The sequence below is a fragment of the Sporosarcina sp. P26b genome (assembly GCF_002743245.1).
GTDB lineage: Bacteria > Bacillota > Bacilli > Bacillales_A > Planococcaceae > Sporosarcina > Sporosarcina ureae_C.
Window position 1 is genome coordinate 28,592 of record NZ_PDYW01000010.1, and the last position, 23,480, is coordinate 52,071.

The 23,480-nt window shown below is 39.0% G+C and carries 29 protein-coding genes, 1 other RNA gene and 1 riboswitch; of the genes, 18 read left to right on the plus strand and 12 right to left on the minus strand.

Translation table 11 applies throughout. The features are described from left to right. The first annotated feature begins 22 nt into the window (after positions 1-22). From CSV69_RS10585 to CSV69_RS10595, 3 genes are read left to right on the plus strand one after another with little or no spacing between them, the layout of a single operon-like run. Entirely contained in the window at positions 23-1,195 is a 1,173-nt protein-coding gene (locus CSV69_RS10585) for an MFS transporter (protein ID WP_085427200.1), read from the plus strand. 11 nt (positions 1,196-1,206) lie between these two features. After that, complete coding sequence (locus tag CSV69_RS10590) at positions 1,207-1,791, plus strand: histidine phosphatase family protein (protein WP_099693392.1); 585 nt, start codon at positions 1,207-1,209, stop codon at positions 1,789-1,791. Then, positions 1,781-2,293, plus strand: coding sequence for a YcxB family protein (locus CSV69_RS10595; protein ID WP_099693393.1), 513 nt, complete (start codon positions 1,781-1,783; stop codon positions 2,291-2,293). The genes CSV69_RS10590 and CSV69_RS10595 overlap by 11 nt, the downstream gene beginning before the upstream one ends. A 35-nt stretch (positions 2,294-2,328) precedes the next feature. Here the strand turns inward: CSV69_RS10595 and CSV69_RS10600 are convergent, their stop codons facing one another. Beyond that, positions 2,329-3,951, minus strand: a complete 1,623-nt coding sequence (locus tag CSV69_RS10600; protein ID WP_099693394.1) for an ABC1 kinase family protein — start codon at positions 3,949-3,951, stop codon at positions 2,329-2,331. Between the two features lie 30 nt (positions 3,952-3,981). Next, positions 3,982-4,173, minus strand: coding sequence for a hypothetical protein (locus CSV69_RS16825; protein WP_085427196.1), 192 nt, complete (start codon positions 4,171-4,173; stop codon positions 3,982-3,984). Positions 4,174-4,299: 126 nt separating this feature from the next. Here CSV69_RS16825 and CSV69_RS16830 point away from each other — a divergent pair, with 126 nt between their 5' ends. Then, positions 4,300-4,446, plus strand: coding sequence for a hypothetical protein (locus tag CSV69_RS16830; protein ID WP_157129941.1), 147 nt, complete (start codon positions 4,300-4,302; stop codon positions 4,444-4,446). A 52-nt stretch (positions 4,447-4,498) separates the two neighbouring features. Here CSV69_RS16830 and CSV69_RS10610 read toward each other — a convergent pair whose 3' ends face one another. Both CSV69_RS10610 and CSV69_RS10615 read right to left on the minus strand, forming a co-directional pair. Continuing rightward, positions 4,499-5,245 carry an AAA family ATPase gene (locus CSV69_RS10610; protein WP_085427195.1) on the minus strand — a complete coding sequence of 249 codons (747 nt, stop codon included), beginning with the start codon at positions 5,243-5,245 and terminating at the stop codon, positions 4,499-4,501. Between the two features lie 45 nt (positions 5,246-5,290). Continuing rightward, positions 5,291-6,082: a class II aldolase/adducin family protein gene (locus tag CSV69_RS10615; RefSeq protein ID WP_085427194.1), complete on the minus strand. Its 792-nt coding sequence runs from the start codon at positions 6,080-6,082 to the stop codon at positions 5,291-5,293. 184 nt (positions 6,083-6,266) lie between these two features. On the opposite strand from CSV69_RS10615, the gene CSV69_RS10620 reads away from it, so the two are divergent. The 3 genes from CSV69_RS10620 to CSV69_RS17415 all read left to right on the plus strand — a co-directional run bounded on the left by CSV69_RS10620 (position 6,267) and on the right by CSV69_RS17415 (position 8,793). Beyond that, on the plus strand, positions 6,267-7,088 hold the full coding sequence (locus tag CSV69_RS10620) for a Cof-type HAD-IIB family hydrolase (RefSeq protein ID WP_099693395.1): 822 nt from the start codon (positions 6,267-6,269) through the stop codon (positions 7,086-7,088). Positions 7,089-7,233: 145 nt separating this feature from the next. Next, the gene (locus CSV69_RS10625; RefSeq protein ID WP_085427192.1) at positions 7,234-7,770 is read left to right on the plus strand and encodes an acyl-CoA thioesterase; all 537 of its coding nucleotides are present in this window, start codon (positions 7,234-7,236) and stop codon (positions 7,768-7,770) included. 240 nt (positions 7,771-8,010) lie between these two features. Beyond that, the gene (locus CSV69_RS17415; protein WP_158232653.1) at positions 8,011-8,793 is read left to right on the plus strand and encodes an ASCH domain-containing protein; all 783 of its coding nucleotides are present in this window, start codon (positions 8,011-8,013) and stop codon (positions 8,791-8,793) included. Positions 8,794-8,935: 142 nt separating this feature from the next. Here CSV69_RS17415 and CSV69_RS10635 read toward each other — a convergent pair whose 3' ends face one another. After that, entirely contained in the window at positions 8,936-9,637 is a 702-nt protein-coding gene (locus CSV69_RS10635; protein ID WP_099693396.1) for a YczE/YyaS/YitT family protein, read from the minus strand. Positions 9,638-9,760: 123 nt separating this feature from the next. Between CSV69_RS10635 and CSV69_RS10640 the strand changes: the two genes are divergently transcribed. Then, the gene (locus CSV69_RS10640; protein WP_099693397.1) at positions 9,761-10,663 is read left to right on the plus strand and encodes a LysR family transcriptional regulator; all 903 of its coding nucleotides are present in this window, start codon (positions 9,761-9,763) and stop codon (positions 10,661-10,663) included. 140 nt (positions 10,664-10,803) lie between these two features. On the opposite strand, the gene tatA is transcribed toward CSV69_RS10640, so the two are convergent. Then, positions 10,804-11,019: a twin-arginine translocase TatA/TatE family subunit gene (gene tatA / locus CSV69_RS10645; RefSeq protein WP_085427190.1), complete on the minus strand. Its 216-nt coding sequence runs from the start codon at positions 11,017-11,019 to the stop codon at positions 10,804-10,806. A 135-nt stretch (positions 11,020-11,154) separates the two neighbouring features. Here tatA and CSV69_RS10650 point away from each other — a divergent pair, with 135 nt between their 5' ends. The 3 genes from CSV69_RS10650 to CSV69_RS10660 are packed head-to-tail and all read left to right on the plus strand — an operon-like array spanning position 11,155 to position 14,785. Beyond that, entirely contained in the window at positions 11,155-12,570 is a 1,416-nt protein-coding gene (locus tag CSV69_RS10650) for a spore germination protein (RefSeq protein WP_233192367.1), read from the plus strand. Then, a complete protein-coding gene (locus CSV69_RS10655; protein ID WP_085427188.1) occupies positions 12,567-13,664 on the plus strand; it encodes a GerAB/ArcD/ProY family transporter in 1,098 nt (365 codons plus the stop codon). The genes CSV69_RS10650 and CSV69_RS10655 overlap by 4 nt, the downstream gene beginning before the upstream one ends. Continuing rightward, positions 13,661-14,785 (plus strand): Ger(x)C family spore germination protein, encoded by a 1,125-nt coding sequence (locus CSV69_RS10660; protein ID WP_085427187.1) that lies wholly within the window; start codon positions 13,661-13,663, stop codon positions 14,783-14,785. The genes CSV69_RS10655 and CSV69_RS10660 overlap by 4 nt, the downstream gene beginning before the upstream one ends. A gap of 67 nt (positions 14,786-14,852) precedes the next feature. Here CSV69_RS10660 and CSV69_RS16835 read toward each other — a convergent pair whose 3' ends face one another. The 3 genes from CSV69_RS16835 to CSV69_RS10670 form a co-directional block, all read right to left on the minus strand. After that, positions 14,853-15,017 carry a hypothetical protein gene (locus CSV69_RS16835; protein ID WP_157129940.1) on the minus strand — a complete coding sequence of 55 codons (165 nt, stop codon included), beginning with the start codon at positions 15,015-15,017 and terminating at the stop codon, positions 14,853-14,855. A gap of 130 nt (positions 15,018-15,147) precedes the next feature. Then, entirely contained in the window at positions 15,148-15,645 is a 498-nt protein-coding gene (locus tag CSV69_RS10665) for a DUF3231 family protein (RefSeq protein WP_085427186.1), read from the minus strand. A gap of 66 nt (positions 15,646-15,711) precedes the next feature. Then, on the minus strand, positions 15,712-16,197 hold the full coding sequence (locus tag CSV69_RS10670) for an antibiotic biosynthesis monooxygenase family protein (protein WP_269466768.1): 486 nt from the start codon (positions 16,195-16,197) through the stop codon (positions 15,712-15,714). 153 nt (positions 16,198-16,350) lie between these two features. On the opposite strand from CSV69_RS10670, the gene CSV69_RS10675 reads away from it, so the two are divergent. After that, positions 16,351-16,674 (plus strand): four-helix bundle copper-binding protein, encoded by a 324-nt coding sequence (locus CSV69_RS10675; RefSeq protein ID WP_085427185.1) that lies wholly within the window; start codon positions 16,351-16,353, stop codon positions 16,672-16,674. 61 nt (positions 16,675-16,735) lie between these two features. On the opposite strand, the gene ssrS is transcribed toward CSV69_RS10675, so the two are convergent. Beyond that, positions 16,736-16,930: non-coding RNA, 6S RNA (gene ssrS / locus CSV69_RS10680), on the minus strand. 112 nt (positions 16,931-17,042) lie between these two features. Here ssrS and CSV69_RS10685 point away from each other — a divergent pair. The 4 genes from CSV69_RS10685 to CSV69_RS10700 all read left to right on the plus strand — a co-directional run bounded on the left by CSV69_RS10685 (position 17,043) and on the right by CSV69_RS10700 (position 20,383). Beyond that, entirely contained in the window at positions 17,043-17,276 is a 234-nt protein-coding gene (locus tag CSV69_RS10685) for a hypothetical protein (RefSeq protein WP_099693399.1), read from the plus strand. A gap of 59 nt (positions 17,277-17,335) precedes the next feature. Then, complete coding sequence (locus CSV69_RS10690) at positions 17,336-19,405, plus strand: flagellar assembly protein A (RefSeq protein ID WP_085427183.1); 2,070 nt, start codon at positions 17,336-17,338, stop codon at positions 19,403-19,405. A 68-nt stretch (positions 19,406-19,473) separates the two neighbouring features. Next, positions 19,474-19,989 (plus strand): type 1 glutamine amidotransferase domain-containing protein, encoded by a 516-nt coding sequence (locus tag CSV69_RS10695; protein ID WP_085427182.1) that lies wholly within the window; start codon positions 19,474-19,476, stop codon positions 19,987-19,989. 160 nt (positions 19,990-20,149) lie between these two features. After that, the gene (locus CSV69_RS10700; protein ID WP_143560825.1) at positions 20,150-20,383 is read left to right on the plus strand and encodes a hypothetical protein; all 234 of its coding nucleotides are present in this window, start codon (positions 20,150-20,152) and stop codon (positions 20,381-20,383) included. A 58-nt stretch (positions 20,384-20,441) separates the two neighbouring features. Here the strand turns inward: CSV69_RS10700 and CSV69_RS10705 are convergent, their stop codons facing one another. After that, positions 20,442-21,203, minus strand: coding sequence for a glucose 1-dehydrogenase (locus tag CSV69_RS10705; RefSeq protein ID WP_085427180.1), 762 nt, complete (start codon positions 21,201-21,203; stop codon positions 20,442-20,444). Positions 21,204-21,350: 147 nt separating this feature from the next. Beyond that, positions 21,351-22,481: a methionine biosynthesis PLP-dependent protein gene (locus CSV69_RS10710; protein ID WP_085427179.1), complete on the minus strand. Its 1,131-nt coding sequence runs from the start codon at positions 22,479-22,481 to the stop codon at positions 21,351-21,353. 80 nt (positions 22,482-22,561) lie between these two features. Next, positions 22,562-22,663, minus strand: a riboswitch (SAM riboswitch). Positions 22,664-22,820: 157 nt separating this feature from the next. Between CSV69_RS10710 and CSV69_RS10715 the strand changes: the two genes are divergently transcribed. Together CSV69_RS10715 and CSV69_RS10720 are read left to right on the plus strand one after the other, a co-directional pair. Beyond that, positions 22,821-23,159 carry a DMT family transporter gene (locus CSV69_RS10715; protein WP_085427178.1) on the plus strand — a complete coding sequence of 113 codons (339 nt, stop codon included), beginning with the start codon at positions 22,821-22,823 and terminating at the stop codon, positions 23,157-23,159. A 2-nt stretch (positions 23,160-23,161) separates the two neighbouring features. Further along, positions 23,162-23,476, plus strand: a complete 315-nt coding sequence (locus CSV69_RS10720; RefSeq protein ID WP_085427177.1) for a DMT family transporter — start codon at positions 23,162-23,164, stop codon at positions 23,474-23,476. Positions 23,477-23,480 lie beyond the last annotated feature (4 nt).

Genomic DNA, 23,480 nt, shown 5'->3' on the forward strand with positions numbered 1-23,480 from the left:
GAATGAACGTAGGAGAGAGTAAATGAAAAAGGAATCTATCACATTAGGGCTATTGTTGACGAATTTACTGATCGCCTTTTTAGGAATTGGATTAGTCATTCCTGTCATGCCTAGATTAATGAATGAATTACATATAACAGGTACAGTGGTGGGCTATATGGTGGCAGTCTTTGCCATGGCGCAGTTGCTAGTTTCTCCTTTATCAGGGAGATGGGTCGATACATTTGGTCGAAAAAAGATGATTGTCATTGGCTTGATCATTTTTAGTTCATCAGAGTTTTTATTTGGAGTAGGACAAACATTGCCAGTGCTGTTTGCTTCCCGAATTTTGGGTGGAATCAGTGCGGCTTTCATTATGCCAGCCGTTACAGCGTTTATTGCGGATATTACGACGATGGAAACGCGCTCTAAAGCGCTCGGTTTTATGTCTGCCGCGATTTCCACAGGCTTTATATTAGGGCCGGGTATTGGTGGGTTTTTAGCTGGATATGGTACGCGGGTTCCTTTCTTCTTTGCAGGTGGACTCGCCTTGGTCGCAGCAATTTTTTCTTTTATCGCTTTGCGTGAACCTGAACGATATCAAGAAGCAGTGGCAGAGGATGTAACTAAGCCTGGATTAAAGAGGATTTTTGCCCGTCATTATTTCATCGTTTTTATCATTATTTTAATACTTTCTTTTGGTCTCGCATCATTTGAATCGATTTTTAGTTTGTTTGTGGATCATAAATTTGGATTTACACCAAAAGATATTGCGATCATCATTACAGGGAGCGGTCTAGTTGGGGCTGTTGCGCAAGTACTATTATTCGATAAGCTTGCCAGGACAATAGGGGAGAAACGTTTGATTTTCTTTTGTCTGATATTTTCTTCGATTTTAGTCTTCCTCGCGACGTTCGTACAGAGTTATTTTGCTGTATTGGCCGTTACGATGATCATCTTTGTAGGATTTGATTTAATACGGCCTGCAGCAACTTCTTATTTATCTAAAGTTGCTGGCAATGAACAAGGATTTGTTGGCGGTATGAACTCGATGTTCACTAGTATTGGAAATGTGTTTGGACCCATTATAGGTGGAGCGTTGTTCGATGTCGATGTGGATTATCCTTTCTATTTCGGTGCATTTGTATTAATGCTTGGAGTAGCACTTAATTATCTATGGATAAAAAGAACACCAGCTTTCAGACCTAATATTTAGGAGGGATTTCATTGACCATCGTAGGTTTTGTTCGACACGGTGTGACTGCTTGGAATAAAGAAGGCCGCGCACAAGGGAGTTCGAATATTCCTTTGGACGAAGAGGGGATAGAGGCTGCGAAGATGTTAGCATCACGCTTGGCAGATGAAGATTGGGATATCATTTTCACGAGCCCGATGACTCGCGCTAAGCAAACAGCGGATCTACTTGCAGAGCAGTCCGGGATAGAAGTTATAGAAGATCAACGTCTGCGTGAGCGAAGTGGTGGAATGATTGAAGGCACGACGGAACAAGAACGCCAGCAGAAGTGGGGACCACTGTGGAAGGAATTGGATTTACAGTTTGAGACTGGAGAGAGTGTAGTGGCTAGAGGTCTTGAATTTGTGAATGAACAGGTTCAAAAGTATCCTAATCAGCGTCTACTCTTCGTCAGTCATGGAAGTTTTATTAAACGAATAGTTGTTGCATTGATGGAAGATGAAAATTATGCTGTAAAGATCGATAACACTTCCTTAACAGTGATAGATGTAGAAAAGAAAAGTTGTGTATTGTTGAATGATACGGCACACTTAGCAGGAGGAACAGATGGAGATTGAGTATGAATTGACCGAGGAAGATGTTGTTGCATTTAATCTATACCATGTGAAACATTCCAAGGTGGGAAAAAACTCACTACAGTGGCAACGATATATATCCCCACTCATATTTTTATTGTTTGCTTACTTTTTGTCTGTTTTTACAGACATGCCAAGAGGCCCGCTGTTTGCAACGTTTGGTTTGACCGCTATTATATGGGTGATTTTATATCCAAAGTATTTCTATTTCCACATCACGCGACAAGTTGGTAAGATGCTGAAAGCTGGAAAAAATGAAGGTCTTGTTGGGAAGCATACAATGAACATGAACAAGGCGGGTATACACGATAAAACAGTAGTTGGTGAAACGAATGTACAGTGGATTGGTGTAAAGGATCTGATTGAAGATGCTGAGTACTTTTATATTTACACTAGTACTGTTAGCGCATATATTATACCTAAACGTGATGTCTATTCAGCGGAAGGTTTAAAAGCTTATGTACAAAAACGAATAAATGCATAATAAAAACTCAGGGTTTATTATAAACTCTGAGTTTTTTAATTTTCTAGCCGACGATATCGCCAGAAGGAAATCACTAGAACAATACTTGAGCCTATTGCTAATGTAGAATAATCGTCAAGTAAACTATATGCAAGAGTACCGAAAGAGCCCACTGCTACAATACCTGCGAATAAACGGTTCTGCATCTTTATTTGGAATTTGCGATGGTCTATATCGCGTTGTTTCATATAGCTATAGATTGCTGCAGGTTGCTCCAAAAACGAAGAAATTCTTGGTCCAAAACTTCGAATCTGCCCTACACCGTTTAATAACGAGCGCTGAAACTCTTTAGGGTTAGTAAACGGATTTTTATCTTTACTCTTCTGCTTAGCCCATTCTACTAAACGCGGTTTAGTGATAGCGAGTAAATCGATTGTGGGATCTAGTATATAGAGAACACCAACAAATACGGATACTGCGCGACCAAGAAAAGCGAAGTTAGCTGGCATTTGTACAGGTTGTGTTCGGACAATCACTTGCAGATCCCGAAGAAGATTCTCCACAACGAGCCCATTCATATCATATAAATCATTTGATTCGTATGCTTTCACGACTTTCTCGATGGCGTTGGCCAGCACTTTTCGATCCGCGTTAGGTAGTAAGAAGTTCATCGTCTCCAAGCCATCGATAACTCTGTCGTATTGCTTGAAAATGACACCTTCTGTGACTACGAACATTGCATCTGCATTTTCCTGTGTAATATTGACGACCATGCCGAAATCGATCAATACAAGCGTGCCATCTGAACGTATGAGTATATTGCCGCCATGTGGATCAGCATGGAATTGGCCACCTCCAAGAATTTGTTCCAAGAACAATCGAAACAAGCGATCAGATAATTTTTTACGATCGATATGATGTTTTTCTAAAAAAGGAATGTCAGTTATCTTGGAGCCTTCTATCCACTCCATTACAAGAACCTTTTTAGTTGTATATTCATCATAATAAACTGGGAACTTGACCCCTGCCATGTCGGGAAATCGTTCAGCGAAACCTCGTCCGTTCTTCATTTCTTCAACAAAGTTTAGTTCTGCGCCAATCACATCTGTCATTTCTTGATACAATAAATCTAAATCGATTTGTTTGCCTACGGAAGATACCTTCTTAGCCAGCCAAATGACAATTCGTACGGCCTTAAAATCTGCACGTAAAATACGCTCGATATCGGGACGTTGAATTTTTATGGCGACTTCTGAACCATTATGTAAAACTGCTCTGTAAACTTCGCCAATAGATGCAGATGCTACAGGCTTTGATGTAATATCCTTTAGATATTCGCTGTGAGGATTTCCCCATTCATCGTCTAGCAATTGTAATGCCTTATCAGAAGGAACCGGTGTAACCTGATCAGTAAGACCTTCTAATTCTGCAATGAATGATGCGGGCATGATGTCTGCACGTGTAGAAAGGAACTGCCCTAGTTTGACAAGTAACCCACCTAATTCAAGTGCCGTTTTTTTGTAGACTTTTGCTTGTTTTGTAACAAGCGTATTCCACTGATCGGTAACGGTAGGTGTAAAATTACCTCGATGGCGTCTTTGAAATATTATTATTTGAGTGAAAAATACGATTGCCATCCATACAATGCGTGTAATACGGTAAATAGCAGAACGCTTCATAGGCAGCTCCTCTTTCTGCAACAATCAATTTTATCTCTTATCAGGTTTCATTTCTCTTAAGCCCATTCTCATAGCAGCTACAGCACTCGTCACATTTAATATGACAGCAACCGCTAAAAACAACCATTTTAATTTCTCGGGTAAATCCAGAAAAATCGCTAAAAATAGAAATGTAAAACCAATGACCAGCATTAGTAAGTAGATAGACAATTTTTTAGGCACAAGTAGTCCACCTTTCTTAGGTAGTACCCTTATTGTAGCATGAAAAAACAAGAAATTTAAAAAGCGCGTTTTATTTTGCGTGTTTGGGGAATAATATAGTCATTCAATTAGACAGGAGTGTGGAAAATGACGAAAAGTTATGCAGATACACCTGGAAATGATAATGAAAAAAGTTCCGCGAAACTAGCCAATGAGGCGGCAAAAAAAGCCGAAAAACAAGTAGAAGAAATTAAAAAAGATGCAAGAGAGCAAGTAGAAAAAGAAAATAAGTAATGTCAAAAAGCGATTATTTCCGAGGGAATAGTCGCTTTTTGATGATATATATTCATTTTAGCAAATAATGTAGCATTCGATCTTTGTCATCAAAAAACTGCTTCATAATTTGATAGTGGCTTGTTTCTTCAAGTGTCGTTTCATGTGCACCTTCATCTGTAAATTCGATAATTTTTGCACCTGGATAAGATAATAGAAGGGGCGAATGTGTTGCGATCATGAACTGTGATTCTTCACCCACAAGGTCGTGAATCCTGCTTAGCATGGAAAGTTGACGCATAGGTGATAAGGCAGCTTCAGGTTCATCTAGTAAGTAGATGCCGTTACCTCTAAAGCGATGAATGAAAGTCGCCCAAAAAGATTCGCCATGAGACTGTTCGTGTAATGATGTCCCTCCAAAGCCGTCTATAATCCGAGGACTCGTACCAGGTGCATGATCCAGCTCTTCAATCGTCGTCGCCAAGTTGTAGAAAGTTTCTGCACGCAGAAAAAATCCATCTTTCGGTCGGGCGACACCCTTTATGAGTGTGATATATTCATCTAAGATGGAATGTGAATCGTAAGTAGAAAAATTGAAGTTCAGCGAACCGCCTTCTGGATTAAAACCAAAGGAAACTGCGATTGCTTCAAGTAATGTAGACTTCCCCATCCCATTCTCTCCAACGAAAAATGTCACATTAGGATGGAAATCCAACTCAGTGAGTGTATTGATACTAGGTAAATGAAAGGGATAGTGTTCAAAAGAAGGAACCATGTCCCGCTTCAAGCGCATTCCACGAATGAATTGTTTGGAATACATAGGATGACCCCCTTTTTATGACGGATGACAAATGATGAAGATAGATTAATCCAATAGGTCCGGTTCCTCACTTACAATCATTTCCCATAGCGGCTGGAAGTTTTCCCAACCATCGATATCTCTTCCTACTTGCTTGGCGGTGTTAGCAGCAAACTCTGCAGGAATCGGATTGACAATACCTGCGGCCTCCGCAAGTAATTGAACTTGGCAAGAACGCTCAAGCGTAATAAACCAAAATGCAGCAGCATCAACCGTCTGACCAACAGTTAAGGGACCGTGATTTTTAAGGAACATTGCCTTGTTATTCGCTAATGCGTTTGCAACTTTTACTCCTTCATTATCTTCATACACTACACCAGAAAACTCATCCAATACAGAGTGATCATTGTAAAATGCACAAGCATCTTGTGTTAATGGATCGATCAATCTACCTGTAGATGCCCAAGTCTTTCCGTACACAGGATGTAAGTGAACTGAAGCTGTGATATCTTCTCTAGCTTCATGAATCGCAGAGTGGATCACTAGAGCCGATTTATGAAGAGAGTATTTACCTTCTACGACTTCTCCGTCTGGATTTACTAAGACAAGATCGGATGCTTTGATCTTGCCAAATGGTATCCCGTACGGATTCACCCACATATGATCCTTGAATTCTGGATCGCGATACGTTGCGTGACCAGCGACACCTTCTGTAAAACCAAAACGGTTAAATAGTCGGAACGCACCTGCTAATCGCTGTTTATTATGTTGGCGTTCTTCATCAAGGGTGGTAAATATAGGATATTGCAAATAATCAATTACATTCTTACCGCTTACACGTTCTTCTATGAAATTCATGAAATAGACCTCCACTTTAGTAATTAGATGTTCTTTAAAAAGAATAACGTGATTTTACGAAAATATCAAACTTAATTTCATTATTTTATTACTTCTAACATTAATAATAGGCAACTTCACAGCATATCTGATAGGTAATTGGTAAACTACATGTTAGATAATGAGATGCGAAAGGGGCATGAAAATGAATTCTGATAAAAAAGTTGTGTTCTTTGATTTAGACGGTACTTTAATGAATCATGATAAAACGATTTTAGATTCAACTAAACAATCACTTACGGCATTGCGTAAGAAGGGGATCTACACTGTAATATGTACTGGCAGAGCGCCACTGATGTTCAAATCGTTGCTAGAGGAACTAGAATTTGATTCCTACGTATCCATGAATGGACAGCATGTAGTTTGGGAAGGAAAAGTAATCTATTCGAATCCTATGAAACCTGAAGTTATTCAGCAACTTACCGAACTTGCTCATAAAAATGGTCATGGATTAACGTACTCCACGTTCGAGTCGTTTGTCACGAACGCTGAAGCACATCCCCTTGTACAAGAAGGAACAGCGCGATTAAGAATACCTTATCCTGTCGTCGATCCGGAAGTATATTCCCATTCTGACGTGAATCAGGTTCAGATATACTCTACGCCAAAAGAAACGGAAGAATATATGGAATTATTTAAAGGTTACTCCTTTGTCAGATGGGATGAAAGTTCTGTGGATATGTTGCCTGAAGGGGCCTCCAAGGCAATCGGTATTCAAAAGATATTAGAACATCTGGATATTCCTACTGAAAATAGCTATGCATTTGGAGACGGTGCAAATGATATGCAAATGATCGAGGCAGTAGGCACTGGAATAGTAATGGATAATGGAATACCGGAATTGAAAGAAATAGCGGATTTTGTTACCGCATCTTGTTCAGAGGATGGAATAATGAAAGGTTTACTTCAAGTCGGTTTACTAGAGAAGAGAGACATTTCATTATTTCAACAAAACTGTAAACACTAAGTCGAACTATGTAAAATGAAAATCATTCTTGACAGTTGTGTGAACGAAGAGTATATTTAGATGATATACAAATGGAGAATATTTTAATTTTTCAAATTACTTATAGAGTAATTTGGTTCACTTCTTAGAGGAGGCCGTGTTTACAATGAAACTAGAAAAGCAGTGTCGGGATTCAAGGGTCGTACGAACGAGCAGGGTATTTCCTAATGACGTCAACAACCATAATACGTTGTTTGGCGGACGTTTAATGAGCGATATAGATCAAATCGCATCGATTTCCGCAGCCCGACACAGCAGAGCAGATTGTGTTACGGCATCTATGGATTCCGTCGACTTCCTGTATCCAATACGTCCTTCTGATTCAGTCTGCTTTGAGTCATACGTGACGTGGACTGGAAAATCTTCCATGGAGATTTTCGTAAAAGTTATTGCAGAAGATTTAGCAACGGGTAGTTGTAAAATAGCAGCAACTTCATTATTGACATTTGTTGCATTGGATGAGAACAAAAAGCCTTTAACTGTCCCACGTGTTATTCCTGTAACGGAAGAGGAAATATATTTACATGAAACTGCACCACAACGCGCAGAAATACGTAAAATGCGAAAACAACAGAGTAAGGAATTGGCAACTGTGTTAACGAATAATTACCCATGGCATGACCCAGTACAAGTGAATGCATAAAAATACTCAGTCAACTTCGTTTGACTGAGTATTTTTATAAAAGGATGTATAACTTCCAATACTATGATCCATACTACTAATAGATAGGACGTTCTCTAATTCGTTTTCTTGGAGGATACCTATCTTTTTATTGTTCAAAAATATATTCAACCATATTAAACACACAAAATGTATCAGAAAATAGTTAGTTAAAGCTATAATAGGAAAGAATATAGAGAAAGTAAGGGGATGTATCCAATTATGGTTAAAACGATTACTGCGGAGGAATTATTCAGCAAAATAAAAGCCGAACAAGAACTTGTACTCCTAGATGTACGTGCTGAGGATAAATATAATCAATTCCATATCGAAGCAAACACGGTAGAAGATTTAAACGTGCCGAAAACAGAAATCTTTGCGTTAGAAAATGAAGTGGAAAAAGTGATCCCACAGTTGACGAAAAATAGAGAGATGATTATTACGTGTACAACAGGAAATTCTGCAACTAAATGTGCAACCATTCTTTCAAGTAAAGACTACGATGTTACAGTATTGGAAGGCGGAATAACTGCGTGGAAAGAATATGTGAGTAACGAGTCGATTGAACGAATATGGGAAGAATTTAAGAGAGTTCATCCGGACGCGCCTGCACAGTACGAAGCATGGTCTTTCGGTAATTCAAAACAAATGGCGGATGAACTTGCAAAGTTGGTAGTGGAAGGAACTAAAACTGCTACATCTTCTAACTACACACTCTACGAATTAGAAGATGAACCGTTACCAGCGGTAGGTCTTCACAATATTATTTTGGACGGCAATGGAATAGCGGTAGCAATCGTCAAGAATATGTCAGTAGAAGTAATGCCTTTCAATGAAGTGACAGAAGAACATGCGTATTTAGAAGGGGAAGGGGATCGCTCATTGCATTATTGGAAAAAGGTTCATGAAGAGTTTTTTACAAATGAATTAAAGGACGTAAATCAAGACTTTTATCATGAATTGCCTGTAGTTTGTGAGACGTTTAAATTGTTGTATAAGAACTAAATTAGCCATGTAGAGTTATTGAGCTAACAGTAAGTATTCATCATAATATTTGAATGCTAATTAGATTACTTCTATTGGTAGGAAAAGGAGATGTTGAGCCCGTATTAGTACGGTATTCAACATCTCCTTTTGTTTATAAAAATTATTGCTGAACAGGTTCAACGATCTCTTCACTTTCTATGTTTACATTCTCTTTACCTTTATACATCCAGTTCTGCAGTAGTGGCTGAAAGCGAGGCATAACCTTGCCAAGAATTTTACCGATAAAATATGCAGCTAGTATCGTACCGATCCCGATAGCTCCAAGTGATTGAATAAATACTAAGCAAACGATACCCGCAACTGCGACATTTATCAAATCACTCGAGATTTTTGCTTTACCAAACTTCATATGAAAACGATCGCTTACAACATATGTTAGTGCATCATAAGGCATTAAAGGCAACTTTGCTGAGAAATAGGCTAACAATCCAGCTGATATAATATATAAACTGATCAATAAGTATAGATATCTGCCAACTAGTGTAGTAGGAGCAGGAAGTAACTGCACGATAGCTAATGTTAAGTCCATAAAAATACCAAAAAGAAAGACGATAGATAACTGAACAATGAATTCACGTATACCAATACGTGTTTTATTCAAGAAAATCTGTACGAAAACAAATAAGATATTTGCAAGTATGGTCGTTATACCGATGGTTAATCCTGAGGTAAGGGATATGGCATAAGCTAATGATGATACGGGGGAAACTCCAAGGTTTGCTTGTATAGAGAAACTAACACCTAAAGATAATAAAAACAATCCTATTACATATAGGGTGAGTCGTTTGGAAATGATATTCATACGATTGAAAAAACCTCTGCTTTCGTAATCTGATACAATTTATTTTATCACGTAAAGAAAGATATAAATAATATATAATAGTGAAAGACGACATATGAAATAGTGTATAACGGGGTGTGAATCATCGATATTAAACAGCTTCATTATTTTAAGGAAATTGTAGAACAAGAAAGTATTTCGAAAGCCGCGCATATTTTGCACATAGCCCAGCCGCCACTCAGTCAACAATTGAAAAGGCTGGAGATCGAGCTAGGCACAACATTGATCCATCGCTATCGACAAAAATGGGAGCTGACAGAAACAGGGCATATACTGTATCAATATGCAAAGAAACTATTGCTTAGCATGGATGATGTTGTGAGGCAAATCGAGGAAATTGAAAAAGGCAGTGCTGGAACATTGCGCATTGGTGTCTCGTCTGCTTGTTTGAATCTGCTTGTCGACTACGTCAGCATATATCGCAAACAGTTTCCGGATGTCAAAATCAGCATTGAAAAAGGGAATTCCGAAGAATTACTGAAGAAGCTGGATCATAAAGAAATAGAAGTAGCGTTATTATTGCGAATGGAAAATAGTACACACTGCGATGTATTGTCTTTAAAAGAACAGGAATATGTGGTGGTGAGTCCGCGCAGCTGGGGAGATGTATTTTCAACCGAACAGGTCACATTTAAAGACCTTGCCGAGTATCCTTTTATTATGCTTGCAGCAATGGAAGGGCATTCGTATTATGATAACATCTCAAAAGCTTTTCAAGAAGTACAAGCCACACCAAATATTATAATGGAAAGCAAAGATCTGACAACGGTTATCGCAATGGTTAGTAAAGGCTTAGGTTTTTCTATTATTCCACGTGTAGCTTATGCGGTGCCGATGGATCAATTAAAGATCTATGAATTACAGAAATTTGATTTTCGTGTTGAACCGGTCATGATCAAAACAAAGGGTGAGCGAGTTTCCAAAGCCGCAGCTCAATTTTGGGAGTTAGTAGATTCTGTGCATAACGACTTTAGCTTTAACAGGTGATAACAGAAATTGTGCAATGGAGATTCAAGATGTTTAAGATACAATGAGTATTTTTTTAAGAATTTCATCTTTGTAATCTCATCTGTAATGCTAATACAAAAAATCCAATCACATACGCGATTGGATTTTTTGTATAGATTTTATTTTACTTGTTCTTTCGTTTCTACTTTTTGTACTTCTGTTTTCTTGGGCTCATCATCATCGTCATCCATAATGTCTTTTGCCGATTTCTTGAATTCAGATAATGTCTTTCCTACTGCCGAACCAATTTCGGGTAATTTACGAGGGCCGAACAAAATTAAAATAATCACTAAAATAATAATTAAGCCAGGTACTCCAATTGCGGCTAAGTTCATAGCGATTCCTCCTCTCATTGCTTGAAAAATGTAGTCCTCTATATATCATAACCTATATTTGGTTGCACAAAACACTATTTGAAGATTTAAATGAAGAAGAGTAATTCATCCCTCTAATGATTAAACTTCCAATGATTGGACAAACTAATAAATAACTTGTTTGATGAGAAAGAAGTGATGAGTATGGATGAAGCAACACGTCATATAGAACCACCTGCATACTTTACACGTTTGGCTACACGACTAGAACCAACTGCAGATATAGTGAAAAAAACTTTGAAAAGTAGAGGTCGAGTAGTGCACCTTTTGTATTTGAAAAGTGTAGTAGATATGATGCAACTACAAGAAATTGTGGTGAAACCTTTCTATGAGATGTCAGCCGAACAGAATTTTCCCGAGTATATACAATCATTACCTTATGAAACCAAGATGCCAACTGGAGATGAAGAGGTTCTTATAGAAATAACGAAGGGTAATGTCTTTGTCATGATCGACAAGCAAATCACGTTACTTGAGTTAAAAATAGTAGCAGCCAATGCAGTGCAAGAGGCTATTATGGAGCCTACAGTGCACGGTCCCCAACTTGGGCTCAGTGAGAGTATTGAGACGAATATTAATCTAATGCGCCAACGCTATCATAAGCCTTCCTTGATTATTGAACCGATGCAATTGGAAGATGCTTCGAACCGTGATATTGCATTAATTTACGATGGAGAAAGAGTAAATCTTCAGCTATTGAAGAAAATTAGAAAGCGTATTCTAACGTTGGATGTAGAGCTGGTTCAGGCAAGCGGAGACTTACAGTATTACTTGAATAATAAAAAATACAGCTTGTTTCCAACCAGTCTTCTGACTGAGCGCCCAGATCGTATACTCCATAATATGGCGGTTGGAAAAGTCATTATATTAGTAGATGGAAGCCCTCATGCGATTATTGCACCTACAACGTTCTTTGATTTTATGCTTTCGATGGAAGATGCGTATTACTCATTTTGGGTAGTATCGTTAATACGATTTCTTAGATATGCAGGATTGTTTACATGTATTATGTTGCCATCTATATATGTTGGCGTTACTTCCTATACACCGGAAGTCCTCAGAACAGAGCTTGCTCTGACGGTGGCAGCGAGCAGGATTGGCGTTCCGTATCCCTCGTTTATTGAAGTGTTTTTCATGTTGATATTTATTGAACTACTGACGGAAGCTAGTATGCGGTTGCCAAATAGTATTAGCGCGACGGCTACAACAGTTGGAGGGTTGATACTTGGTACTGCAGCAGTAGAGGCTGCATTGACATCAAACATCATGGTCATTGTCGTCTCCCTTGTAGCGATTTCCACCTTTGTTATCCCAATAAGTGAAATGAATTACGCTGTCAGGGTTTGTCGTTTTTTACTATTGTTATATACGACGGTATTTGGTCTAGCAGGAATGATACTCGGAATGCTGGGTTTGTTGCTGTATTTGGTGAACAAAGACAGTTTCGGCGAGCCATATTTACGGATGTTTTGGAAAAATAGACAGGAAGAATTGAAGGTGGATGATTCATGAGCCGCTTTGTTTATTTTTTACTTATATCTAATATGACTGCCAACCTCATTGCGGCTAGTCCAAGAATCTTTTTCGCTAAGAGTGAAGAAGGAGCAATTGTCACAATGATCATTGCGTTATTTTTCGGCGTATTTATGAACTGGGCATTGATCACTTCTTTCAAAGCGTTTCCGGGGAAAAGCTTACCGCAAATTTTATCTTTATATCTATCGAAGTGGATTACTATTCCGGCATTATTTATCCTAGGAGTGATTTGGTATGTTTCGGGTCTTCAGACACTGATTACATACATAGATATTCTTTTACGATTTTTAACACCTGAGATGTCTGTTTATTTAGTGATTGCGATGTTCATTCCAGTGATCACTTTTGGAGTCATCATGCAAAGTCGGAATATATTATTTACACTTGAATTGGTGTTTGTTTTGGCATTTCCTGCTGCTGCATATTATATAGTAAAACTTTACTTTGCTGAACAGGTGAGTTGGGATCATGTGGGAATTGCGATGACTTTTATAGATAACCCACCTGACTATACAGTATTTACTACTGCGATATATTTATTTGTTGGAGCTTTTGATATCATTATTTTCAATTCATTCCTTAATAAAAAAATGACTTTTGGTATTAAGCAGGCTTTAATTGTGTTTATTTTGGGCGCTTTTGCACTTTTTACGACTTATTTTATTCCGATAGGTGTATTAGGATTTGATCAAGTGGAAGGTATTATGTACCCATGGATTCTGACCAGTGATTCTATTCGAATGAAGTTCGGGGTAATTGAGCGTGTAATATTTATATTTTTGCTTCTATTCTTAGCGATTGCCTTTTTAAATATAACGATTCATTGGCATGTTGCTTGTAAATTATTTCAGAGTGCCTTTGGTATAGAACATGTGAAATTGAAGTTGCGTAAAAAAGCCAGTCTTATCATAGTAGTTACGGTATTTTGGTTAATCGCAATCTATACAACACTAAAAGTTACTGAGTATGATTTGTTTCTTTACAGTAAGTATTACTTTAATACGATTCCAGTAGTATTTATTGGTCTAATGATTCTTATGCATGTAGTGAATAGGAGGGCGAAGTCTTGAAATTCCTCTCAGTGAGTAAATGGTTTATGGTTGTTTTATGTATGAGTGGTCTGTTGCTTCAATATGGCTGTGCGTTCAAAGATATAGATAAACGCTTATTTGTGTCTGCGATTGGGATTGATCCTGCCGAAAATATTGAGAATGGATATAAAGTGACATTGAAAGTCGCTTTGCCATTTGGCGCAATTAAAGATTCCCCCAAGCCTAGTTTTGCGTATCTGTCACGTGAAGGACAATCGATAGGCGAAGCGATTCGTATGCTGGAGACACATGTAGACAAAGTATTGGAACTCGGTCATATGAAAACCATTGTTGTTCATGAAAAACTTCTTAGGGATGATATGCAGTCGTTCATGGATTATTTTATTCGACGCGGTGATATCGAATTAATCGCATATGTTGCAGGTGCCAGACCGTCTGCCGAAACGATTTTAAAAGTTGAGCCAAATACTGAAGCACCGGCATCGGTTTCTCTAATCAACTTTTTTGGAACGACAGCGAATGATAGTCCATACGTTGTGACGACTTATTTGTTTCAATTGCGCAGAGATATACTAACTGACGGTATTAATCCTGTTGTGCCATTAATTGAAACAGATGAAAAAGGCGATGAACTCATAGTAAATAATGCTGTAGTAGTGGACGGAAGGGAAGACCCAGCTGTTTTATCTACCACTGAAACGAAATACTTTAATTCATTATTGAAACATTCAACTGGATTCACTTATTTGGTAAAAGAAGGAGGTTTGGAGTTATTATTGCATATTAGCCAAACGAAGATGACGTATCAATTTGTACCGAATAAAGGAAAATCGGCACCGCATGCGATAGATATGCACATTGGGATGAAAGGGACGATAGGTGAAGCTAATAAAGATTTATCTATTGCTAAATTGGATGAATATAATCGATTGGCCTCAAAAGAAGTGAAACAAAAAATCTTCCACTTTCTAACTAAAATGCAAGAGGAAAATCTGGATCCTTTTGGCTTTGGCTTACGTTACCGAACGACACGGTTGCATACAGAAGATACATTTACTACATGGCAACAAGCATACCCTGATATTGAGTTTAAAGTCACTGTGGATGTCAAACTACAGGGCACAGGAACGATAGAATAACTACTAGAAAAACGTCATCCATCAAAGTATTGGATGACGTTTTTCTAGTAGTTTTATGAAAGCTCTTTTACTTTCTATGGTTACGTCGCTCTTGATTTTCCAAGTTAGCTGGTTGCTGGCGCTTCTGATCGAAAGTAAACTCCTCACCGAACTCCATATTATCTAGCTGATGCGGCTTATCAAGTTGTACAGGTTGTACTTGCAGTTTTCTCTCAGGCTTCCGTTTTTTCATGGTAATCCACATCCTTCCTACCATTTAGATGAATTTCATTTACTTAGTTAGAATGAGTAAAAATACAGAATCTATTCATACTAAGAAAAAACTTCGCCAGCGATATGCGCTTGACGAAGTTATATGACGATTAGTTTAAATGTAGTGGTGGAGGAATGATCCAACCCTTTGATTTATTTAAGCTTAATAATTTGGCACCGAATGCTACTTTTTCCATATGGCATTTGGCAAACAGTGTCGCAACATCTTCACGTAAACATTGACCCATTGCCATGCTGCATGAGACTAATCCCTGACCTACGTTAATTGATATAGCTCCACTGATTTCGGGATCCATAAAGCGTGCACCAGCAGGAATTTCCTCGGCATTTGCTTTTGGTCTTTCCGGAAGGGCAGGAGGCGGTGTGATTCCATTGGCTTTCAATACTTTGCCAAAGTCTTTATTCTCGGCTTTCATAGTTTTGATAGCTTCTTCTAGTAGTTGAATCAGATCTTCGTCACCAGCATGATTAACAAAAGCTTCATACCCACTGATTAGTCCATTATTCGCACCCATAAATGACCAAATGGCTGTAACTTCTCCGTAATGTAAAGGCTGATCTTTTGGATTACCATCTAAAATACCCACAAAAACACTCTCCTCATCATTGTTTTAACTTCATGAGTAGTCTTTGCAGATATCCATTATTTATACTTACTTTTTATATGTCGTTACAAATGAAGGTCCAGAGAAAATATTAGGACGCTGATCGACGCCTTCTTTTGTGCCGCGCTTTGCATGTGCTTTTCCATAAGCTTGCGACTCTTGCCAGTTTTTGAAGGACTCTTCGTCTTCCCACATAGTTAAGATTACATATGTGTCGGAGTGTACAGGTCGCAATACACGGATTGCTACGAATCCTGGTTCTGCCTCTATAAGACGCGCACGATTATTAAAGCGCTGTTCAAACGTTTCTCTACCTTCTTCTGTTACTGGAATATTGTTTAATACTGCGAAACGACCAGAAGGTAAATCTCCGCTTTGATCCAAAATATCATATTCGACGGCTTGTTCGAGAGTTGTCGTTTCCGCTTCTTGCAGAACGAGCACTTCTTCATCATTATTCATCAATGATGCACGCGCTTCTTCTGGTAAGTTACCTGTTTCTTCTAGTGGGCCTGTCCATTTAAATAGTTTCAATTCAAACACCTCATCATTTTCTATTTTGTTGATTACTATACAGTATAACGGAGAAATGAAAATGCTTTCAATAAATAAGAAATACATGTTAGCTGTTTAATTTTAAAAAGGGAGGGAAGAGTATGTATAAAACTACTAATTGGAGGCGTTTGAATGAATCAAAAATACGAAGACGTGTTAGCTGTATTAGAGGATTGCGTCAAGGCTTGTAACCATTGTTTTGATGTGTGTTTAAAAGAAGAAGACGTAGGTATGATGGCAGACTGTATACGCTTGGATCGTGAGTGTGCGGATATCTGTACATATGCAATTCAAGCGATTTCTCGCCAAAGTCCATTTACGGATAAAATTTTGCAGTTATGTGCTGAGATTTGTGAACAGTGTGCAGAAGAGTGTGGCAAGCATGATCATGAACATTGCCAACAATGTGCTGAAGCATGCCGTAAGTGTGCGGACGCTTGTCGTAGTGTAGCGTAATAACGTATATACATTCAAAATAAAAAACCTTCCATACAAGATGGAAGGTTTTTTCTACGTTATGTAAGCCGTGTTTGCCGTACGTTGTCATAGAAAGTTTTAAACCACCACTCCTCAAAGTGGGTGTTTGCGGAAAACGTTCCTGTATGTCTGGGTTGCTAAAAAGGAATCCAGCATGCCATTTCCGTTTCGTAATAAACTCCCTTTTACAGCTTAAAGGTTAAAACTTAATGTCATACGAACAATACAGCTTGTAGATTTATCTTACACCTGTAAAAGTGAAAATGCAAATGGAAGGTTATTCTTTTTCGTGAAACCAAAACGTACTATAGAACGTATAGAAGTGAAAAGATAAGGAGTGATCATGTATGGAACAGCATGAAAACAGCTCAGAAAAAAAGGAACTTATCATCAGACAGACACAGGAAATCAATACCTTACATCAAGAAGTAGATGAATTGCGCAAAGAAGTAAAAGAACTACGTGAAGATATTGATTTAATTGATGTCTTTCAAAAAAAGCCAGTCATCACTGCTGCGGTAATAGGACAAATTGGATCTTTTATTATAGCCATACTAGTTATTATTGGAATATTTTTTTAATGCGGAGGTCCCGGTGTGATACTATAAAAGTAGTAGTATTATAGGCGGGGGTGGGTGTGATGAGAAAAGTAGTAACAGTTCAGGCGAATACAGTCGAAGAAGCGGTACAACAAGCTCTTGATATTTTAGAGCTGACTCGTCAACAAGTGCATGTGGAGATTCTCACCAATCCAGGACGACGTTTAATGGGGTTGCGTAAAGTCATGGCAGAAGTAAAAGTTTCAGGTAAAGAAAGCATGGCAGAAAATAAGCCTATTAAACGTCATCTTTCTAAAGTAGAGGAACTTGCAGCATTATTAGATGGACTGGATATGGAGAAACTCACTCATTCAACACCAAAAATTGAACAATCGGCTGTGCAAGAAAAATCACCTGTAAAGTCCGAACAGAATATAAGCAGTGCTAGAATTCAAAACGGTGAAATTCAATTTCAATTCGGGGAAGATCGCTTGCCATCTGTTATACCAAATGACCAAGCAATCTTAACAATCAATGGTGAATTACGATTAGAACCAGTACTTATTCAGCCCGAAGATCAAGTGAATATAACCATTCAGGATGAAGTCGTCGCCCCGAAATTCACTATTCAATTGATGGAGAAGGACATGATTGCCTTACTTTCTTTCACGCCGGGCAAGCGAGTCAAGCGTTCTTTAGTCGATACGTCATGGTCATCAAGATTGGCAATTCGCGTAGACGAGACGATTGAGTATACCAATGATCTGAAACCACAAGCAATTGTTGATGAATTGAAAATGATGGGTGTTCAGCAGGGAATCCTATTCCCCGCAATCAAAAAAGTGACAGAAGTAGATAAGCCATACGAGTTGATTGTAGCAAAGGGAACACTACCCGTTGCAGGGACAGATGGGGATTTGGAAGTACATATTCGCTATGAAGAATTCGATCCGGACAGCGAAGAAAAAGTAGATTTTAGAGAAATGAATGCAATTACTAATGTGAAAGAAGGACAAGTAATTGCGACACATATTGCACCTGTTGCTGGTACGCCTGGTCAAAGCTTGCTTGGAAGGCCGATTCCTGTAAAGCCAGTCCGCGATATTGTGTTACGGACCGGAAAAAATGTGAAGCAAGTACAAGAAGATATTGTAACGTTAATTTCTGGAAAACCCGTGTTGGATTGGCGTGATCGATTGGTGAAAATCGATGTGAATAATGAGTTTAATCATCCGGGAGAAGTTAGTCTTGAAAGTGGAAATATACGTTTTGAAGGCGATGTTCGTATTGGGGGCAACGTCTTACCTTCCATGTTTGTTGGTGCAACAGGTAGTGTCTTTGTTGGCGGTTCAGTTACGAAGGCTGAAATACATGCTATGAAGACTACCGTGGTGAAAGGCAATGTGCTGTCTTCCACTATAAGTGTAGGTAAGCAGGAAGCAATTGTAAGTGAATTAGCTACTTTGATTAAAAATGTGACAGATATGCTTGTACAAATCAAAGAAGCAGTCAATCAGATTTTTATTATTCGTGGCCATGGAGAAGCAGAACTAAGCCCATCAGAACTCAAGCGTTTGATTTCTATATTGATGGAGAAACGATATGCCCAGTTTGAAGACGTGAATAAGAAGTTCATCCAGAGAGTTCGTGAACAAAAGGACAAAGTAGATGCAGAGTGGGTCCACGTTGCGGATCGTTTATACGATTTATTTATTAATCCGCTCAATGAGAATCTTCAAAACATGGGGGAGTTTGAACAATTGATTGAGGATGCGTATATTCTCATTCAGCTATATGATACAGAAAGCTCTCCGCATATTAAATTGATTGTTCCATATGCCATTAATAGCACTTTGTATAGTTGCGGACATATTGATGTAGTTTCCAAAGGTGTTTACCATAGTAATTTAACAGCGGATGAAACCATTAAGATAAAAGGCGTTTGCAGAGGTGGGGAAATTTATGCACGATTGGAAGTATCACTGCAAGAGGCAGGTTCTGAAAGTCCTGTCAAAACAGTGGTTCGTACTAGTGAAGACGGACGTATAAAAATAGGCACAGCGTATGCTGGGACAGAAATCTATGTCGGTATTCGTAAGTATGTTTTCTCCAAAGATGCAACGAATATTTCTGCTCATTTGGACGCTGAGGGAGAGCTAGATCTAGGGTAACGATGTTTAGACTCTTTATAGTGGTGGAATAGTATATGCAGAACATCACATAAGGAGTGTTAAGCATTATGGCTAAAATTGCAACAGTACTAGGAGATATGTTTGAAGACTCGGAATACATGAAACCGGCGAAAGCGTATAAGGAAGCTGGCCATGAAGTAGAAGTGATCGGTGCGGAAGCAGGATCAGAAGTCACCGGTATGAAGGAAAACACAAAAGTGAAAATCGATAAAGCGATTGATGATGCTAAATCATCGGATTATGATGCATTATTTATCCCTGGTGGGTTCTCACCGGATATTTTACGTGCAGATGATCGTTTCGTGAAGTTCGTTAAAGAATTCATGGATGCAGATAAACCGGTATTCGCAATCTGTCATGGACCGCAATTGCTTATTACGGCAAAAGCACTTGAAGGACGCGATGCAACAGGTTATACATCTATTCGCGTAGATATGGAATATGCGGGTGCAAAGTATGCTGACAAAGAAGTCGTCGTCTGCCAGAACCAACTCGTAACAAGCCGTACACCAGATGATATACCGGCATTTAATCGCGAGTCACTAAAAATACTAGAAAAATAAACACTAGTTCAACCGTCAGGGCGTAATGTGCCTTGACGGTTTTTTTGTACTTTAAATTACCGCACCAACATACACTAACAGTATAATTTATTATTAGTTGAAAAAGATTCTCAATTGTACTTGAAAAAGGTTCTCAATGAGAGTATGCTAAAAGCAACGAATGAATCAGAGAGACGATCGCGTCTTACAATTGAAAGGTCGGGGATCTACTATGTATAAGATTGTTGCGTCAGCGGTAATTGCAGGAATTATATTAGGTGCAGTAGCGGGATTTTCATTTGGCAGTAAAGAGTTCGCTGGGATGTTCGCGGGAATGGCCGCACTTGCGTTTATAGCAGCACCGGCAGCGGTCGTCTATTCAAGTGAAAAGAAAAAGTGGCAACAAGTTCATTAATAAAGAAAAAGCATCCAAACTTTGGATGCTTTTTTGCATGTAAGTAGATAATGATATTTTAATATGCAGACCAACCGTTGTCAGCTTCCATTACGACACCGTTGACATAAGAGGATTCATCTGAAGCTAGGAATAGCGCAATATTAGCGATTTCTTCCTTCGTTCCAGGACGACTCATCATATTTACACCTCTTAATGCTTGCTTCATACCGAATTCATCAGGTTGAACTAAACTGTTTGTAATGTTGGTCGGTATTTGTGCGGGAGCAATTGCATTACAGCGTATGTTTAATGGGCCAAATTGAGAGGCGACACTTTTTGTCATACCTGCAACTGCGTGTTTTGACGCCGTATATGCGAGACCGCCACGTCCGCCAGTGACCGCTGAAATAGATGCCATATTAACGATAACACCTGCTTTTTTCTCTTCGAATATAGCTAGTGCTTTACGAGTTGCCCGCATTACTCCTGTTGTGTTGATTGCCAAAACTTTGTCCCATACATCATCAGTTACTGTAGCAGCAGAGTACATATTGTCCATGATCCCCGCATTGTTTACTAGAATATCCAGTGTGCCGAATTGCTCAACAGCTGTATCAATCATGTTTTGTACATCTTCTTCAATGGTAACGTTTGTTTTAACCGCAAGAGCCTCACCGCCTGCACTTATGATAGTCTGGACAGTTTCTTCTGCACCTTCCATATTCATATCTGCAATGATCAGTTTTGCACCTTCACGGGCATATAGTTCAGCGATTTCTCGTCCAATACCAGATCCGGCACCTGTTACTACTGCTACTTTATTTTCTAATCGTTTCATTAAAGCCGCCTCCAATTGTATTCGTATTTCTCATTCTATTATATACTTTAACGTCTAACTAATGAAGTTATTCGTGTTATTTCGATCAAATCAAAAACAGCTTGAACCGTCAAAATGAAATTGACTGTTTAAGCTGTTGGTCATACATTATTGTACTTTGACACCTTCTACTACCTCTTTTGCAGCGTAAAGTGCTTGTTTCACATCTGCAATTAAATCTTCCACGTCTTCCACGCCCACTGAGAAACGCAGCAGTCGGTCATCTACTCCGCGACGATTACGTTCTTCCAATGGAATATCCATATGCGTCTGCGTAGTTGGATACGTGATGAAGCTTTCGACTCCTCCTAAACTCTCCGCAAATGAAATTAGATTCATACTCTCTAGGAATGGTCCAACCCACTCACTGTTCTGCACTCGGAATGACAACATACCACCGATTCCTGCGTAGAGCACATCTACAATAAGAGGTTCTTGTTCTAAATATGATACCATCGCCTTTGCATTTGCGTCATGTTGTTTCATGCGTAAGTGCAGTGTCTTTAAACCGCGTACAACAAGCCATGAATCAAGAGGGGACAATGTAGCACCGATTGCATTGTGGTTTGTAAATAACCGTTCACATAATTCTTCACCCTTAGCGACGACAAGACCTGCTAGAACATCATTATGTCCACCGATATATTTTGTTGCACTATGGATGACAATATCTGCGCCTTCTTCGATTGGGCGCTGGAAATAAGGTGTCAAGAATGTGTTGTCGACAATCAACAATACATTATGCTTTTGAGCCAATTCCGCATACGTACGGATTGTTATATTTTGCATTAGCGGGTTCGTAGGTGTTTCTAGGAAAATCGCTTTTGTTTGATCTGTAATCGCTTGCTCGACTTCTGCTACATCATTGAACGAAAGGTAACGAGTCTTCACATTATACATTTCTTCATATTGATTAAATAAGCGATACGTGCCGCCGTATAAGTCTTCAGGCGCCAATAATTCTGAACCAGCCTTAAATAAAGATAATATTAGTTGAATGGCAGCCATCCCAGAGCTACATGCGAATCCTTGATCTCCTGATTCCAAGTTTGCAATTCCTTCTTCTAAAACAGAACGTGTTGGATTTTTTGTGCGTGTGTAATCATACCCGGTTGACTTGCCCAGTCCTTGATGATGATAAGCTGTTGACAAGTAAATTGGTGTGTTGACTGCGCCGGTTTTCTCATCGCTATGGTTGCCAAGTTGTACTAGTCTTGTTTCTAATCCGTTGTTTGTCATGAATATCCATCCCCCTAGAAAAAATAAAAAAGAACCTCTTCTTTTCGAATAGGCCCTCGAACATACAAGTGTATACAATATTCTCATCTTCAAGGTGATTGTCACCCTTGGATTTAGCACCGTGCCTGTGGCTGGTTGCTGAGACATCTCTGGGCCTATCCCTCCGTCTCTCTCGATAAGAATATTCGCAATATAGGCAAAACTGTTGACGGATTTATTCTATCATGCAGATATACTAGATGCAAGCTTCCTTTAAAGTGTGATCAGATGATTTTTTTGTTTCAGTAAAATATTTGCTATACTTACTAGATACGCATCACGATGGGGGGAGTCTTCCTTATGGCTTGGAGTTACGTCGCATTGGCGGCAGTTATAGAAATCCTCTGGGTAGTCGGTCTTCGGTACTCTGACACAGTACTCCAATGGACTGGAACCGGTGTGGCCATTATCTTTAGTTTTTATTTCATTATTAAGGCTTGTGAAAAATTGCCTTCGGGTACGGTGTATGCAGTCTTTACAGGATCCGGCGCCGCCGCTATCCTATTAGTGGATATATTCGTCTTTCATGCAGCGTTCACATGGGTTACGCTATCGTTCATCGGTTTGATTGTCATTGGCGTAGTTGGCATTAAGCTTACAACGGACGATGATCAGGTGGATGCAGAAGGAGGTGGCTGATAATGGCATGGGTGTATTTAGCTATTGCCAGTCTCGGTGAAATTTTCGGTGTAATGAGTATCAATTATTACTTGCAAAAGCGTTCCATTAAACGATTATTTCTCATTGTAGGGGTATTTGGCTTCGGCTTTATTTTCTTGTCACTTGCGATGAGAGAAATTCAGATGAGTACAGCTTATGCGGTTTGGACAGGATTTGGAGCAGCTGGAGCCGTGTTGATGGGAATATTGATTTTCAAAGAATCCGCCAGCCTCAAACGTCTTTTCTTTCTTTCGCTCATTATTCTAGGGGCTGTGGGCTTAAAACTATTCGGATGAAGGA